The sequence below is a fragment of the Streptococcus sp. VT 162 genome, from assembly GCA_000688775.2.
Classification (GTDB): domain Bacteria; phylum Bacillota; class Bacilli; order Lactobacillales; family Streptococcaceae; genus Streptococcus.
Window position 1 is genome coordinate 471718 of record CP007628.2, and the last position, 14037, is coordinate 485754.

Sequence of the window (14037 nt, forward strand, 5' to 3'; positions counted from 1 at the left end):
AAAACATGGCCTTACCAACTGTTGCCATTGTAGGGCGTCCCAATGTTGGGAAATCGACCCTCTTTAACCGAATCGCTGGTGAGCGAATCTCAATCGTAGAAGATGTCGAGGGTGTGACACGTGACCGTATCTATGCAACGGGTGAGTGGCTCAACCGTTCTTTCAGTATGATTGATACGGGAGGGATTGACGACGTCGATGCTCCCTTCATGGAGCAAATCAAACACCAGGCAGAAATTGCCATGGAAGAAGCGGATGTCATCGTCTTTGTAGTTTCTGGGAAAGAAGGAATCACAGATGCAGATGAGTACGTAGCTCGTAAACTTTATAAGACCCATAAACCTGTTATACTTGCGGTTAACAAGGTTGACAACCCTGAGATGCGAAATGATATCTTTGATTTCTATGCGCTAGGATTGGGTGAACCACTGCCAATTTCGTCTGTCCATGGTATCGGTACGGGTGATGTGCTGGATGCCATTGTGGAAAATCTACCACACGAAGTCGAAGAAGAAAATCCAGATGTCATCAAATTCAGCTTGATTGGCCGTCCTAACGTTGGAAAGTCAAGTTTAATCAACGCTATTTTGGGAGAAGACCGTGTGATTGCCAGCCCAGTAGCTGGAACAACGCGTGATGCCATTGATACCCACTTTACAGATACGGATGGACAAGAGTTTACCATGATTGATACAGCTGGTATGCGTAAGTCTGGTAAAGTCTATGAAAATACGGAGAAATACTCTGTCATGCGTGCCATGCGTGCCATTGACCGTTCTGACGTGGTCTTGATGGTCCTCAATGCCGAAGAAGGTATCCGTGAGTACGACAAGCGTATCGCAGGTTTTGCCCACGAAGCCGGTAAAGGGATGATCATCGTGGTCAATAAGTGGGATACCCTTGAGAAAGATAACCACACCATGAAAAAATGGGAAGAAGATATCCGTGAGCAGTTCCAATACCTGCCTTACGCACCGATTGTCTTCGTGTCTGCTCTGACCAAGCAACGTCTCCACAAACTGCCTGAGATGATCAAGCAAATCAGCGAAAGTCAAAACACACGTATCCCATCAGCTGTCTTAAACGATGTCATCATGGATGCCATTGCCATCAATCCAACACCGACAGACAAAGGGAAACGCCTCAAGATTTTCTACGCAACCCAAGTGGCAACCAAGCCACCAACCTTTGTCATCTTTGTTAACGAAGAAGAACTCATGCACTTCTCTTACCTGCGTTTCTTGGAAAATCAAATTCGCAAGGCCTTTGTCTTTGAAGGAACCCCGATTCATTTGATCGCAAGAAAACGAAAATAAAATGATAAAAAGGATTAAGTCCTAGTAATCAGTGATGAAAGAGTAATTGTATATGATTGCTCTTTTTTACTAAACAATATTGAGTATTTAAACAATTTTTAAATTTTTATAGAGGTGGTGACTTTATTGAAAATCATTCTAAAAGAAGATATTGAACTATATCGTTATTTGATTGCAAAGGTAACATTCTTACAGACGCATAAAGAATACCATTTGGTGGAGTCCTATCTCGATAGTAATTGTTTTTTAATTGCCAACCGAGCAACAGAAGAGAAAGTGTTTGTGGCGCTCTTTAAACAACCGACTAGGAAAACGGTAGAGGTAGAGTGTAAGAAGGTTATGTTTATTCAAACCAGGAATACTAGGATTCCTGAAGGCTTTGAAATAGAGAAGGCGGAGAAAGATTTTAATGACCGGCTGTCAGAGAATATCAGACTGGGATTTTTAGAGCCAGATCGGTTAGTTGAGCAGTTTCAAGGGATGTTTAAAGAAGATCTTGAGACGTATTTTAAAAAGGCAGAAGCAACGATTCAAGCTGAGCGACAATATTTTGTGAAGTACTATGCCAAGGAAACGATTGAGAAGAATCCTTATCAGGTAGTTGAAGGGAATGTGTCGTTTAGCCATCCGAAGCATTTCAACGACCCGTTTGACTGTAATTGCTACTATGCGAACGGTCATTCAATGATGGATTTCTTCCGAGTCTTCTGCCTTACACACGCTACAGATAATATTTTAATGTGGTCTTATTACGCCAATAGTCACACAGGCTATGCGCTCAAGTATTCGTATGCGAGTCTGTTAGATAAAATTTATTCCTTAAGGGTAGATGGACTTTGTGTATACGGAGCAGTGGAGTATATTGATAAACGACCTAATACGAGAAGCAATAGCAATCAATTTTCTTATTCGAATCTAAACTTCTATATTAAAGCGACCTTTGCAAAATTTAAAGAGTGGCAACACGAGAGAGAATACCGCTTCGTGTGCATTTTGGATCAAAACAAAGAAGGCGCGCACGAAGTTCTTGGAGACTGGGTGGTCATTCCGCAAGTGGATATCGTGCAAGGATACGCTGGATGTAACAATGAAATAATTAAAGTAAGTGGGTATTACCCAATCAAAAAATTAGAAAAAGATATTTTAAATTACCAGTTAAAATCTTAATAGAAAAGTAAGTTCAATAAGAAAAAGAAAACACAAGGTCTTCTTTTTCTTATTAGGGTCGAGTTTTGGAAGACTTGTCATCAAATTAACATCAATTTCAGGATTGCTGTCACAGTTTTGTAATGAAAATGCACTTTCTTTGTAAAAATCAAAATGCTATAATTCCTTAAATCAATTTTCCTTTATCAGGGAGGTTATTATGAAAAAAAGCAGATTATTTAAACATAGTTTGTTGGTTCGCTTGCTTGGGTTGCTGATGGTCTTTCTCTTCTTGTCAGCATTCACAGCACCTGAAAAACCTGAGTACGGGATCTATGACCCGGATCACTATCTAACGGATGATACTATTCGTCTGATTCGGGGATTGAACAATGTCAATAGTAAAAAATCAGAAAAATTCCAGATGGGTGTTTACGTTGTGAAAAGCCTAGATGGAGAAACAATTGAAACTGTAGCCAATGAAACAGCTAGAGCTTGGAAGATTGGCTACTTGGGAGACAACAACGGCGCCTTGATTGTGGTCGCTGTTGAGGATAGAAAATCACGGATTGAAACCAGCAATAATGTGGCAAGTAAGATCACAGACTATCAGACCAATAGATTTTTGAAAACAGCACGACCTTACTTTCAAAAGGGAGACTACAGCAATGGAGTTCTTTCTATAGCAAACAATCTCAACTACATGTTTTATAGTGGATCGAGTACATCTGCTTCAAGTTCCAAAAGTAGTTACGGCTATACTACCAACTCTAGTCGCTTAAGGGAACTTGAAAGGTATGCTGGTGAGAGCAGTTCTTCGAGACGGCATCGAAAAAGCAGTTCGAGCGACGGAGTTATCGGATTTGGAGTTCTCATTTACTTCATCGTGATGATTATCGGATTTCTATTTGGTGGTCGTGGTGGCGGTTCCCGTGGAGATGATTCTGGCGGTGGCTGGTGGGGTAGTGACTCATCAGATTCAGGATCTTCTTGGTCTGACTCAGGCTCCGACTCATCTGGAGGCTGGGACGGCGGTGGCTTTGATGGCGGTGGTTCGTCTGATGACTGGTGAGTAATCATATATAGCTCAAACCGATTTCTCCATGCAGTAAGGTGACTCCTTTGCAAGAGTTCACTCCTTAATTAAAAATAAAAGCAAAGTTTGGGAAATTGATTTAAAATCTGAGTATTTTCTCAGAAAAGTTGATAAAAGAAAGTGTTAAGGTTTTGATATGAAACAAAATAAAGTAATTCTCTCAATAGTAGCGATTTTCTTTGGACTATTAGTTCTGGGAAGTTGTTCCGCAGTGACGACCTATAATGGTCTGGTTGGTGAACAGACTAAAGTGGAGCAGGCTCAGGCCGATGTCTCGACAGCCCTCCAACGTCGTTCGGACTTGATTGGTAACTTGGTGGAGTCCGTTAAAGGACAAATGAATCATGAAACCGAAGTCTTTACCAAGATTGCGGATGCTAGAGCTAAAATCGGTAGTAGCTCAGTGACATCGGAAGAAAACCAAAAGGCTCAGGGAGAGTTGAGTTCTGCTCTTTCCCGCTTGATTTCCTTGACGGAGAATTATCCAGAACTCAAGAGCAATCAAAATGTTGAGCAACTAATGGTCGAACTTTCAGGCAGTGAAAATCGTATCTTTGTAGCACGCAAGGATTATAATAAGGTCGCAGCTGAGTACAATCAAAAGTTGAGAAGTTTTCCAACCGTGCTTTTTGCGAATATGATGAACTTTAAAGAAGCTGAAACCTTTAAAGAAACAGAAGAAGCCAAGACAGTTCCTAAGGTTGATTTTGGAACCTCTTCATCAAGTCAATAAAGTGAATCAGCCTGTGAATAAAGGAATTTCTCTAGTATGACTAGTGATTTCAAACTCAAACCTGGAAAGCTTTTTCCAGGTTTTTTTGGTATAATAAAAGGGAAGAGACAGTGACTGAAATGGAGGTTGGCTATGGAGAAAACAAAAGCCTTTCTTGAAGCGCACTACAAGAGATATATTCTTACGATTTGCCTTCTCTGGTTCCTCATGTTTTTTCTTCCTTGGGATTGGCATATAGGAGGAGTTTCAATTTATTATTTCGTTATGAAAAAACTCTTTGTGGTTTTTGGCGTTTTATCTATCCTATACTCCGTGCTGATTAAAAAATTCAGTCTTCTCATCTTTGGAATTATCTTTTGCTTGGCCTTCTGGATCAATCTCTTTTGGTATTTTGGGATATTGCCTGTATTCTTGGGAAATTAAACATTAAAAAATGAAGGACTAGACTAGTTTCTAGTCTTTTTTCTTTCTTGTTAAAATAGTTGGAGATATAAAAATAATTTTGTTGACGGGCTGTCTGTATGATATAATAAGTCCTGTAAAATGAAGATTAAGGGATTTGAAAAATGGCTAAAAAAGTAAAAGATTATTATGACTTGGCTTATGCTAGGGATTTGAGTCGACGGTTGAAAGAAGCGTCCCCTGCATTTGATGAGCGAAAGTTTAGGTTGTTGGTAGAAAAAGACTTGGAAGAGTTGGAGTTTAGCCAGCGTCAAGAACTCTTGGCTAAAAGTATCAAAGATTGCCTTCCCCTATCTTATGAGGACTCTCTCAAGGTTTTTGAGAAAATTTTGGGTCCTGAGTTAGAGGGTGGTTTAGGTATGTTCTCAGAAGGATATTGGCTTTGGCCAATCGGAAAATATGTAGAGCTATATGGGGACAAGGAATTTGAATTGAGCGCGGCCTTTAGTAAGGAACTAACCAAGCGATTTACTGGAGAATTTTCTATGAGACCTTTGCTGGCTCGCTATCCTAAGGCTACAATGGCTTTGCTGTTAGAATGGAGTCGGGATGAAAATTTGCGCGTTCGCAGACTTGCCAGCGAATGTATGCGTATCCGTCTGCCTTGGGCTAAGAGACAAACCGTGGTATTGGATTATTTTGAGGATTTCACCACTATTTTGACCAATCTAAAAGATGATAGAGATAAGTCTATTCAAAAAAGTGTAGCCAATAATTTAAATGATTTGTACAAGGAAGATCCTGATAAGTTTGAAAGGATTCTTCAAACTTGGCAGAAAGGGGAGCTAAGTCCAAGTTGTGCTTGGATCATCAAGCATGCATCTCGGACAAAAAACAAAAAGGTAGCCACAGAAGATTGATGCAAAAAAAGCTGAATTTCAGCTGGCCTTTTCCGTTGTAAATTAAGGATTCTTTCTTGAAAAATAATGGTAAATATGCTAAAATTAAAAGAACATTCTAAAATATTCAGAATAAAAAGTAAGGAAAATCATGGCTAATATTTTAAAAACGATTATTGAAAATGATAAAGGAGAACTTCGTCGTCTGGAAAAGATGGCTGATAAGGTTCTTAACTATGAGAGCCAAATGGCTGCAATGTCAGACGAAGAACTAAAAGCGAAAACTGACGAATTTAAAGAACGATACAACAAGGGTGAATCACTTGATTCATTGCTATATGAGGCTTTTGCGGTAGTTCGTGAAGCTGCAAAACGTGTCCTTGGACTTTTCCCTTATAAGGTTCAGGTCATGGGTGGGATTGTTCTTCACCATGGTGACGTTCCAGAGATGCGTACCGGTGAAGGGAAGACCTTGACAGCGACCATGCCAGTGTACCTCAATGCCCTTGCAGGTAAAGGGGTTCACGTAGTTACAGTCAACGAATACCTAACAGAACGTGACGCGACTGAAATGGGTGAATTGTACTCATGGCTCGGTCTGTCAGTAGGGATTAACTTGGCAGCTAAATCTCCAATGGAGAAAAAAGAGGCTTACCTTTGTGATATTACCTACTCAACCAACTCAGAGATTGGTTTCGACTACCTTCGTGACAACATGGTCGTTCGTGCAGAAAACATGGTGCAACGTCCACTCAATTATGCCTTGGTCGATGAGGTTGACTCAATTTTGATCGACGAAGCTCGTACACCATTGATTGTTTCAGGTGCCAACGCAGTTGAAACAAGCCAACTCTACCATATGGCGGATCACTTCGTGAAATCCTTGGACAAGGACGACTATATTATTGACGTTCAGTCTAAGACAATCGGTTTGTCAGACTCTGGTATTGACAAGGCTGAAAGCTACTTCAAACTTGATAATCTCTACGATATCGAAAACGTAGCTCTTACACACTTTGTTGACAATGCCCTTCGTGCCAACTATATCATGATCCTTGATATCGACTATGTGGTTAGTGAAGAGCAGGAAATCCTAATCGTCGACCAATTTACAGGTCGTACCATGGAAGGTCGCCGTTACTCTGATGGCTTGCACCAAGCGATTGAAGCAAAAGAAGGTGTGCCAATCCAAGACGAGACCAAGACTTCAGCTTCTATTACCTACCAAAACCTCTTCCGTATGTATAAGAAATTGGCGGGGATGACAGGTACTGGTAAAACAGAAGAAGAAGAATTCCGTGAAATCTATAACATTCGTGTTATCCCAATCCCTACTAACCGTCCAATCCAACGTATTGACCACTCAGACCTTCTCTATGCAAGTATCGATGCCAAATTCAAGGCTGTTATTGAGGATGTGAAGGCGCGTTACCAAAAAGGTCAACCTGTCTTGGTTGGTACTGTTGCCGTTGAAACCAGTGATTATATTTCTAAGAAATTGGTCGCAGCAGGTGTTCCTCACGAAGTCTTGAATGCGAAAAACCACTATAGAGAAGCTCAAATTATCATGAACGCTGGTCAACGTGGTGCGGTTACTATTGCAACCAACATGGCCGGTCGTGGTACCGACATTAAGCTTGGTGAAGGGGTTCGCGAACTTGGTGGACTCTGTGTCATTGGTACAGAGCGCCACGAAAGTCGCCGTATTGATAACCAGCTTCGTGGACGTTCAGGACGTCAAGGAGACCCAGGTGAGTCACAATTTTACTTGTCTCTTGAAGATGATTTGATGAAACGTTTCGGTTCAGAACGTTTGAAAGGTGTCTTTGAACGCCTCAACATGTCTGACGAAGCTATCGAATCTCGCATGTTGACGCGTCAGGTTGAAGCAGCTCAAAAACGTGTCGAAGGAAACAACTACGACACTCGTAAACAAGTCCTTCAATACGATGACGTCATGCGTGAACAACGTGAGATCATCTATGCACAACGTTATGATGTCATTACTGCAGATCGTGACTTGGCACCTGAAATCCATGCTATGATCCGTCGTACCATTGGCCGTATCGTGGATGCACATGCTCGTTCGAAAGAAGACGAAAAATTGGAAGCAATCTTGAACTTTGCTAAGTATAACTTGCTTCCAGAAGATTCAATCAACCGTTCAGATCTTGCAGGTTTGTCAGACCAAGCTATCAAGGATGAACTTTACCAACGTGCCTTGAAAGTCTATGACAGCCAAGTTGCTAAGCTTCGTGACGAAGATGCAGTGAAAGAATTCCAAAAAGTCTTGATTCTACGTGTTGTAGACAACAAGTGGACAGACCATATCGATGCTCTTGACCAGTTGCGAAATGCTGTTGGTCTTCGTGGATATGCTCAAAACAACCCAGTTGTAGAATATCAAGCAGAAGGTTTCCGCATGTTTAACGACATGATTGGATCGATTGAATTCGATGTGACCCGTTTGATGATGAAAGCACAAATCCATGAACAAGAACGTCCGCAAACTGAACACAATATCAGTACAACTGCGACTCGTAATATCGCAGCGCAGCAGGCAAATCTTCCAGAAGATTTGGACTTGAGCCAAATCGGACGAAACGACCAATGCCCATGTGGATCAGGTAAGAAATTCAAGAACTGTCATGGTAAGAGACAATAATATGAGATAAGATACAGGCGGATACCTGGTAAAAGTCATTTTTGCTTGGTGTCCGTTTGCTTTATAAGGAGATGAATCATGGTATTTACAGCTAAAAGTCCTAAAATTAACATTGAAGAAGTTCGCGCCTTGTCTAAATTAGAGGGGGCGGCTCTTGCGAGAAAAAAACAACGTGATCAGGAATTGGAAGCCATCATTCGTGGGGAAGACCAGCGTATTCTCTTGGTGATAGGACCATGTTCATCTGATAATGAAGAGGCGGTTCTCGAGTATGCCAAGCGTCTATCTGCTTTGCAAGAAGAGGTCAAAGACCGCATTTTTATGGTCATGCGAGTCTATACGGCTAAACCTCGTACCAATGGAGATGGCTATAAGGGCTTGATTCATCAACCAAATGCTAAAGAAGCACCTAGCTTGATCAATGGAATCAAGGCTGTTCGTCATTTACATTACCGCGTTATTTCTGAAACGGGGATGACAACAGCTGATGAGATGCTTTATCCTGAAAATCTTCCGCTGGTGGATGATTTGATTTCTTATATGGCTGTCGGAGCTCGTTCTGTAGAGGATCAACAGCATCGTTTTGTAGCGAGTGGAGCAGATTTCTCAACAGGATTTAAAAATCCAACATCTGGAAATCTTAATGTTATGTTTAATGGGATTTACGCAGCGCAAAATAAACAGAGTTTCCTCTTCCTTGGTAAAGAGGTGGAAACAACAGGGAATCCATTGTCCCACGCCATTCTTCGCGGTGCCTTGAATGAATATGGTAAGAATATTCCTAACTACTACTATGACAATTTGATAGATACCATTGCCCAGTATGAAAAGATGGGCTTGGAAAATCCCTTTATCATCATCGATACTAACCATGACAATTCAGGCAAGCAGTACATGGAGCAAATCCGTATCGTTCGTCAGACCTTGATCAACCGTGATTGGAATGAGAAAATCAAGAAATACGTTCGTGGTTTTATGATTGAGTCCTATCTAGAAGATGGACGTCAAAATGAGCCAGAAGTTTTTGGTAAGTCCATTACAGATCCGTGTCTAGGATGGGACAACACAGAAGCACTTGTTCGCGAAATTTACCAAACGCTAGGAGAATAAGATGGCATTTATCGAAAAAGGTCAAGAAATTGATATTGAAGCAATCAAGGCTGCGACCCAGCTGTCAGCTGAAGCCTTGCGAAAAAAAGAAGCCCGTGATAGAGAGTTGGCAGCCATCATCTCAGGTGAGGACGACCGAATCCTTTTGGTGATGGGGCCTTGCTCTTCGGACAATGAAGAAGCTGTGCTCGAATATGCTCATCGCTTAGCAGACTTGCAGAAAAAAGTTGCGGATAAAATCTTTATCGTGATGCGTGTCTATACGGCTAAACCTCGTACCAATGGAGATGGCTATAAGGGTATGATTCATCAACCAAATACTAGCGAAGCGCCTAGTCTCATCAATGGTTTGCAGGCTGTTCGTCAGCTGCACTACCGTGTGATTACCGAAACTGGATTGACAACAGCTGATGAGATGCTTTATCCGTCAAATCTCGTTTTGGTTGATGATCTGGTCAGCTACCATGCTGTAGGGGCTCGCTCAGTGGAAGATCAAGAACACCGCTTTGTAGCCTCTGGGATTGATGCTCCAGTTGGGATGAAAAATCCAACATCTGGGAACCTCGGGGTTATGTTTAATGCCATCTATGCGGCTCAAAACAAGCAAACCTTCCTTTACCATGGCCAAGAAGTGGAAACTTCAGGAAATCCTTTGGCCCACGTTATCCTTCGTGGTGCCATGAACGAATATGGTAAAAATGAACCCAATTTCTACTATGAAACCCTCTTAAATGCCATCAATCACTATGAGTCTATGGGACTTGAAAATCCCTTCATTATCATCGATACCAATCATGACAATTCTGGCAAGCAGTATATGGAACAAATTCGCATTGTTCGTCAAGCCTTGCTGAATCGTGATTGGAATGAAAAGATTAAAAAGACGGTTCGAGGCTTTATGATCGAATCTTACCTAGCTGATGGTCGTCAAAACCAACCAGAGGTCTTTGGTTGCTCCATAACTGACCCTTGTCTAGGTTGGGAAAATACAGTAGCCTTGGTAGAAGAAATTTATACCACCTTAACAAAATAAGTGAAAAGGATGGAGTTGGGGGAATCTCAGCTCCTTTTATGAGTATGATAGTTGGACACGGAATTGACATCGAAGAATTGGCTTCGATAGAAAACGCAGTTACACGACGTGAGGGCTTTGCTAAGCGCGTGCTGACCCCTAAAGAAATGGAGCGTTTTGCCAGTCTCAAAGGGCGCAGGCAGATCGAATACTTGGCAGGCCGCTGGTCGGCTAAGGAGGCCTTTTCCAAGGCTATGGGGACAGGAATTGGCAAACTGACCTTTCAGGATTTGGAAGTTTTGAACAATGAACGAGGCGCGCCTTATTTTAGTCAGGCACCATTTTCAGGAAAGATTTGGCTATCTATCAGCCATACAGATCAGTTTGTGACAGCCAGTGTCATTTTGGAGGAAAATCATGAAAGCTAGTCCACATAGACCAACCAAGGCTCTGATTCATCTGGGAGCTATTCGACAAAATATTCAGCAAATGGGGGCTCATATCCCTGAAGGAACGCTCAAGTGGGCAGTGATCAAGGCTAATGCCTATGGTCATGGGGCTGTTGCCGTTGCCAAGGCTATTCAAAATGATGTTGATGGATTTTGTGTTTCCAATATTGATGAAGCTATTGAACTTCGTCAGGCTGGCCTCAGCAAGAAAATCCTCATTCTAGGTGTATCTGAGTTAGAAGCTATTGGCCTAGCTAAAGAATACGACATCACTTTGACGATGGCTGGACTGGAGTGGATTCGAGCGTTGGTTGCCACTGGGGCTGATTTATCTGGCTTATCGCTTCACCTCAAGATTGACTCAGGAATGGGACGGATTGGTTTCCGAGATTCCAGTGAGGCAGAGCAGGCTCAAGCCTTGCTCCAACAACACGGTGCTCGTGTTGAGGGGATTTTTACCCACTTTGCTACTGCAGATGAAGAATCAGATGCCTATTTTAATACCCAGTTAGAATGCTTTAAAGCTATTTTGGCAAGTATGAAGGAAGTCCCAGAGCTGGTTCATGCCAGCAACTCGGCAACGACCCTCTGGCATGCAGAGACTATTTTCAATGCAGTCCGTATGGGAGATGCCATGTATGGTCTCAATCCTAGTGGAGAGGTCTTGGACTTGCCCTATGATTTGACACCAGCCTTGAGTTTGGAGTCTGCCCTGGTTCATGTCAAGACAGTTCCAGCTGGAGCTTGCATGGGCTATGGAGCAACTTATCAGGCGGATAGCGAGCAAGTCATTGCGACGGTGCCAATTGGCTATGCAGATGGTTGGACACGAGACATGCAGAATTTCTCTGTCTTGGTAGATGGCCAAGCTTGCCCAATCGTCGGACGAGTATCTATGGACCAAATTACCATTCGTTTGCCTAAGGTTTACCCGCTAGGAACAAAAGTAACCCTGATCGGCACAAACGGTGACAAGGAAATCACAGCAACTCAGGTAGCGACCCACCGTGGAACCATTAATTATGAGGTGGTTTGCCTCCTCAGCGACCGCATTCCGAGAGAATATTATTAAAAAAGAAAGGAGTGGAGCATGAATCTACATAAACCCTTGCATGTCTTGCCTGGTGTGGGGCCAAAGTCAGCAGAGAAATACGCCAAACTAGGAATTGAAAACTTGCAAGACCTTTTGCTCTACTTTCCTTTCCGTTATGAAGATTTCAAAACCAAGCAGGTGATGGAGCTGGAAGACGGAGAAAAGGCTGTTCTGTCTGGTCAGGTCGTGACTCCTGCTAGTGTCCAGTATTATGGTTTCAAGCGCAATCGCCTGCGTTTTAGCCTCAAGCAGGGAGAAGTCGTTTTTGCGGTGAATTTTTTTAACCAGCCCTATCTGGCTGATAAGATAGAGTTGGGAGCAACTCTTGCTGTCTTTGGGAAATGGGACCGTGCCAAGGCCAGTCTGACTGGGATGAAGGTTCTGGTTCAGGTGGAAGATGACCTCCAACCTGTCTATCGTCTGGCTCAGGGAATCAGTCAGGCCAGTCTGGTCAAGGTTATCAAGACAGCTTTTGATCAGGGGTTGGACCTCTTGATTGAAGAAAATCTTCCCCAGTCTTTACTTGATAAATACAAACTCATGTCCCGTTGCCAGGCTGTTCGCGCTATGCATTTTCCCAAGGATTTGGCAGAATACAAGCAGGCCCTTCGCCGTATCAAGTTTGAGGAACTCTTTTATTTCCAAATGCAATTGCAGACGCTCAAGTCTGAAAATAGAGTTCAGGGAAGCGGTCTGGTTCTGAATTGGTCTCAGGAAAAAGTGACAGCCGTTAAAGAAAATCTGCCTTTCGCCCTGACCCAAGCTCAGGAAAAGAGTTTGCGGGAAATTTTGGCTGACATGAAGTCGGACCATCACATGAATCGTCTCTTGCAAGGGGATGTGGGGAGCGGAAAAACAGTGGTCGCTGGCCTGGCCATGTTTGCGGCGGTGACGGCTGGCTATCAGGCAGCTCTCATGGTGCCAACAGAAATCCTAGCAGAGCAACACTTTGAGAGTTTACAGAACCTTTTTCCAGACTTGAAACTCGCTCTCTTGACAGGTTCCTTAAAAGCTGCAGAAAAAAGAGAAGTTTTAGAGACCATTGCCAAGGGTGAGGCTGATTTGATTATCGGAACCCACGCTCTGATACAAGATGGGGTGGATTATGCTCGTCTTGGCTTGATTATCATCGATGAGCAGCACCGTTTTGGTGTGGGGCAAAGGCGTATTTTACGGGAAAAAGGGGACAACCCTGACGTTCTCATGATGACGGCGACACCCATTCCACGAACCTTGGCTATCACAGCCTTTGGAGATATGGATGTTTCTATTATTGACCAGATGCCAGCAGGGCGGAAGCCTATTGTGACGCGCTGGATTAAGCATGAACAGTTGCCTCAGGTCTTGACTTGGTTAGAGGGAGAAATTCAAAAGAGTTCGCAAGCCTATGTTATCTCCCCTTTGATTGAAGAATCTGAAGCTCTGGATCTGAAAAATGCCATTGCCTTATCAGAAGAGTTGACAGCTCATTTTGCCGGCAAGGCTGAAGTAGCTCTTCTACATGGTAAGATGAAGAGTGACGAAAAAGACCAGATCATGCAGGATTTCAAAGAGCGAAAAACGGATATTCTGGTTTCGACAACGGTTATTGAGGTTGGGGTTAATGTTCCCAATGCTACCGTCATGATTATCATGGATGCCGATCGGTTCGGTCTCAGTCAGCTTCACCAGCTCAGGGGTCGTGTCGGTCGGGGTGACAAGCAGTCATATGCTGTTCTTGTAGCTAATCCCAAGACGGAGTCTGGGAAAGACCGCATGCGCATCATGACAGAAACCACCAATGGATTTGTCCTTGCTGAGGAGGATTTGAAAATGCGTGGCTCTGGTGAGATTTTTGGAACCAGACAGTCAGGACTTCCAGAGTTTCAAGTGGCTGATATTATCGAAGATTTTCCGATTTTAGAAGAAGCCAGAAAGGTTGCCAGCTACATTAGTTCGATAGAAGACTGGCAAGAGGATCCAGAATGGCGCATGATTGCTCTCCATCTGGAAAAGAAAGAACATCTAGATTAATACTCTTCGAAAATCTCTTCAAACCACGTCAACGTCGCCTTGGATTATATATGTAACTGACTTCGTCAGTCTTATCTACAACCTCAAAGCAGTGCTTTGAGCA

12 protein-coding genes are annotated in these 14037 nt (G+C 42.9%); all 12 read left to right on the plus strand.

Annotated features, from left to right (window positions below):
- The first annotated feature begins 5 nt into the window (after positions 1-5).
- The 12 genes from engA (at position 6) to V470_02435 (ending at position 13934) form a co-directional block, all read left to right on the plus strand.
- On the plus strand, positions 6-1316 hold the full coding sequence (gene engA, locus V470_02380) for a GTP-binding protein Der (protein AHZ47290.1): 1311 nt from the start codon (positions 6-8) through the stop codon (positions 1314-1316).
- A gap of 114 nt (positions 1317-1430) precedes the next feature.
- Entirely contained in the window at positions 1431-2483 is a 1053-nt protein-coding gene (locus tag V470_02385) for a hypothetical protein (GenBank protein AHZ47291.1), read from the plus strand.
- A 199-nt stretch (positions 2484-2682) separates the two neighbouring features.
- A complete protein-coding gene (locus V470_02390) occupies positions 2683-3534 on the plus strand; it encodes a hypothetical protein (protein ID AHZ47292.1) in 852 nt (283 codons plus the stop codon).
- Between the two features lie 160 nt (positions 3535-3694).
- A complete protein-coding gene (locus V470_02395; protein AHZ47293.1) occupies positions 3695-4291 on the plus strand; it encodes a membrane protein in 597 nt (198 codons plus the stop codon).
- A gap of 132 nt (positions 4292-4423) precedes the next feature.
- Positions 4424-4714, plus strand: a complete 291-nt coding sequence (locus tag V470_02400; protein AHZ47294.1) for a membrane protein — start codon at positions 4424-4426, stop codon at positions 4712-4714.
- 143 nt (positions 4715-4857) lie between these two features.
- Positions 4858-5613 carry a DNA alkylation repair protein gene (locus V470_02405; GenBank protein AHZ47295.1) on the plus strand — a complete coding sequence of 252 codons (756 nt, stop codon included), beginning with the start codon at positions 4858-4860 and terminating at the stop codon, positions 5611-5613.
- Positions 5614-5743: 130 nt separating this feature from the next.
- Positions 5744-8257: a preprotein translocase subunit SecA gene (locus V470_02410; protein AHZ47296.1), complete on the plus strand. Its 2514-nt coding sequence runs from the start codon at positions 5744-5746 to the stop codon at positions 8255-8257.
- Positions 8258-8335: 78 nt separating this feature from the next.
- Entirely contained in the window at positions 8336-9367 is a 1032-nt protein-coding gene (locus V470_02415) for a phospho-2-dehydro-3-deoxyheptonate aldolase (GenBank protein AHZ47297.1), read from the plus strand.
- Position 9368: 1 nt separating this feature from the next.
- Positions 9369-10400: a phospho-2-dehydro-3-deoxyheptonate aldolase gene (locus V470_02420; GenBank protein ID AHZ47298.1), complete on the plus strand. Its 1032-nt coding sequence runs from the start codon at positions 9369-9371 to the stop codon at positions 10398-10400.
- A 44-nt stretch (positions 10401-10444) separates the two neighbouring features.
- A complete protein-coding gene (locus tag V470_02425) occupies positions 10445-10807 on the plus strand; it encodes a 4'-phosphopantetheinyl transferase (GenBank protein ID AHZ47299.1) in 363 nt (120 codons plus the stop codon).
- On the plus strand, positions 10797-11900 hold the full coding sequence (locus tag V470_02430; GenBank protein ID AHZ47300.1) for an alanine racemase: 1104 nt from the start codon (positions 10797-10799) through the stop codon (positions 11898-11900). The genes V470_02425 and V470_02430 overlap by 11 nt, the downstream gene beginning before the upstream one ends.
- Before the next feature lie 18 nt (positions 11901-11918).
- Positions 11919-13934, plus strand: a complete 2016-nt coding sequence (locus V470_02435) for an ATP-dependent DNA helicase RecG (GenBank protein AHZ47301.1) — start codon at positions 11919-11921, stop codon at positions 13932-13934.
- Positions 13935-14037: the final 103 nt, after the last annotated feature.

What these genes read in the sequence shown, in the direction of transcription:
- engA (AHZ47290.1), top strand. Translation starts at nt 6, where the DNA reads ATGGCCTTACCAACTGTTGCCATTGTAGGGCGTCCCAATGTTGGGAAA.
- V470_02390 (AHZ47292.1), top strand. Translation starts at nt 2,683, where the DNA reads ATGAAAAAAAGCAGATTATTTAAACATAGTTTGTTGGTTCGCTTGCTT.
- V470_02395 (AHZ47293.1), top strand. Translation starts at nt 3,695, where the DNA reads ATGAAACAAAATAAAGTAATTCTCTCAATAGTAGCGATTTTCTTTGGA.
- V470_02400 (AHZ47294.1), top strand. Translation starts at nt 4,424, where the DNA reads ATGGAGAAAACAAAAGCCTTTCTTGAAGCGCACTACAAGAGATATATT.
- V470_02405 (AHZ47295.1), top strand. Translation starts at nt 4,858, where the DNA reads ATGGCTAAAAAAGTAAAAGATTATTATGACTTGGCTTATGCTAGGGAT.
- V470_02410 (AHZ47296.1), top strand. Translation starts at nt 5,744, where the DNA reads ATGGCTAATATTTTAAAAACGATTATTGAAAATGATAAAGGAGAACTT.
- V470_02415 (AHZ47297.1), top strand. Translation starts at nt 8,336, where the DNA reads ATGGTATTTACAGCTAAAAGTCCTAAAATTAACATTGAAGAAGTTCGC.
- V470_02420 (AHZ47298.1), top strand. Translation starts at nt 9,369, where the DNA reads ATGGCATTTATCGAAAAAGGTCAAGAAATTGATATTGAAGCAATCAAG.
- V470_02425 (AHZ47299.1), top strand. Translation starts at nt 10,445, where the DNA reads ATGATAGTTGGACACGGAATTGACATCGAAGAATTGGCTTCGATAGAA.
- V470_02430 (AHZ47300.1), top strand. Translation starts at nt 10,797, where the DNA reads ATGAAAGCTAGTCCACATAGACCAACCAAGGCTCTGATTCATCTGGGA.
- V470_02435 (AHZ47301.1), top strand. Translation starts at nt 11,919, where the DNA reads ATGAATCTACATAAACCCTTGCATGTCTTGCCTGGTGTGGGGCCAAAG.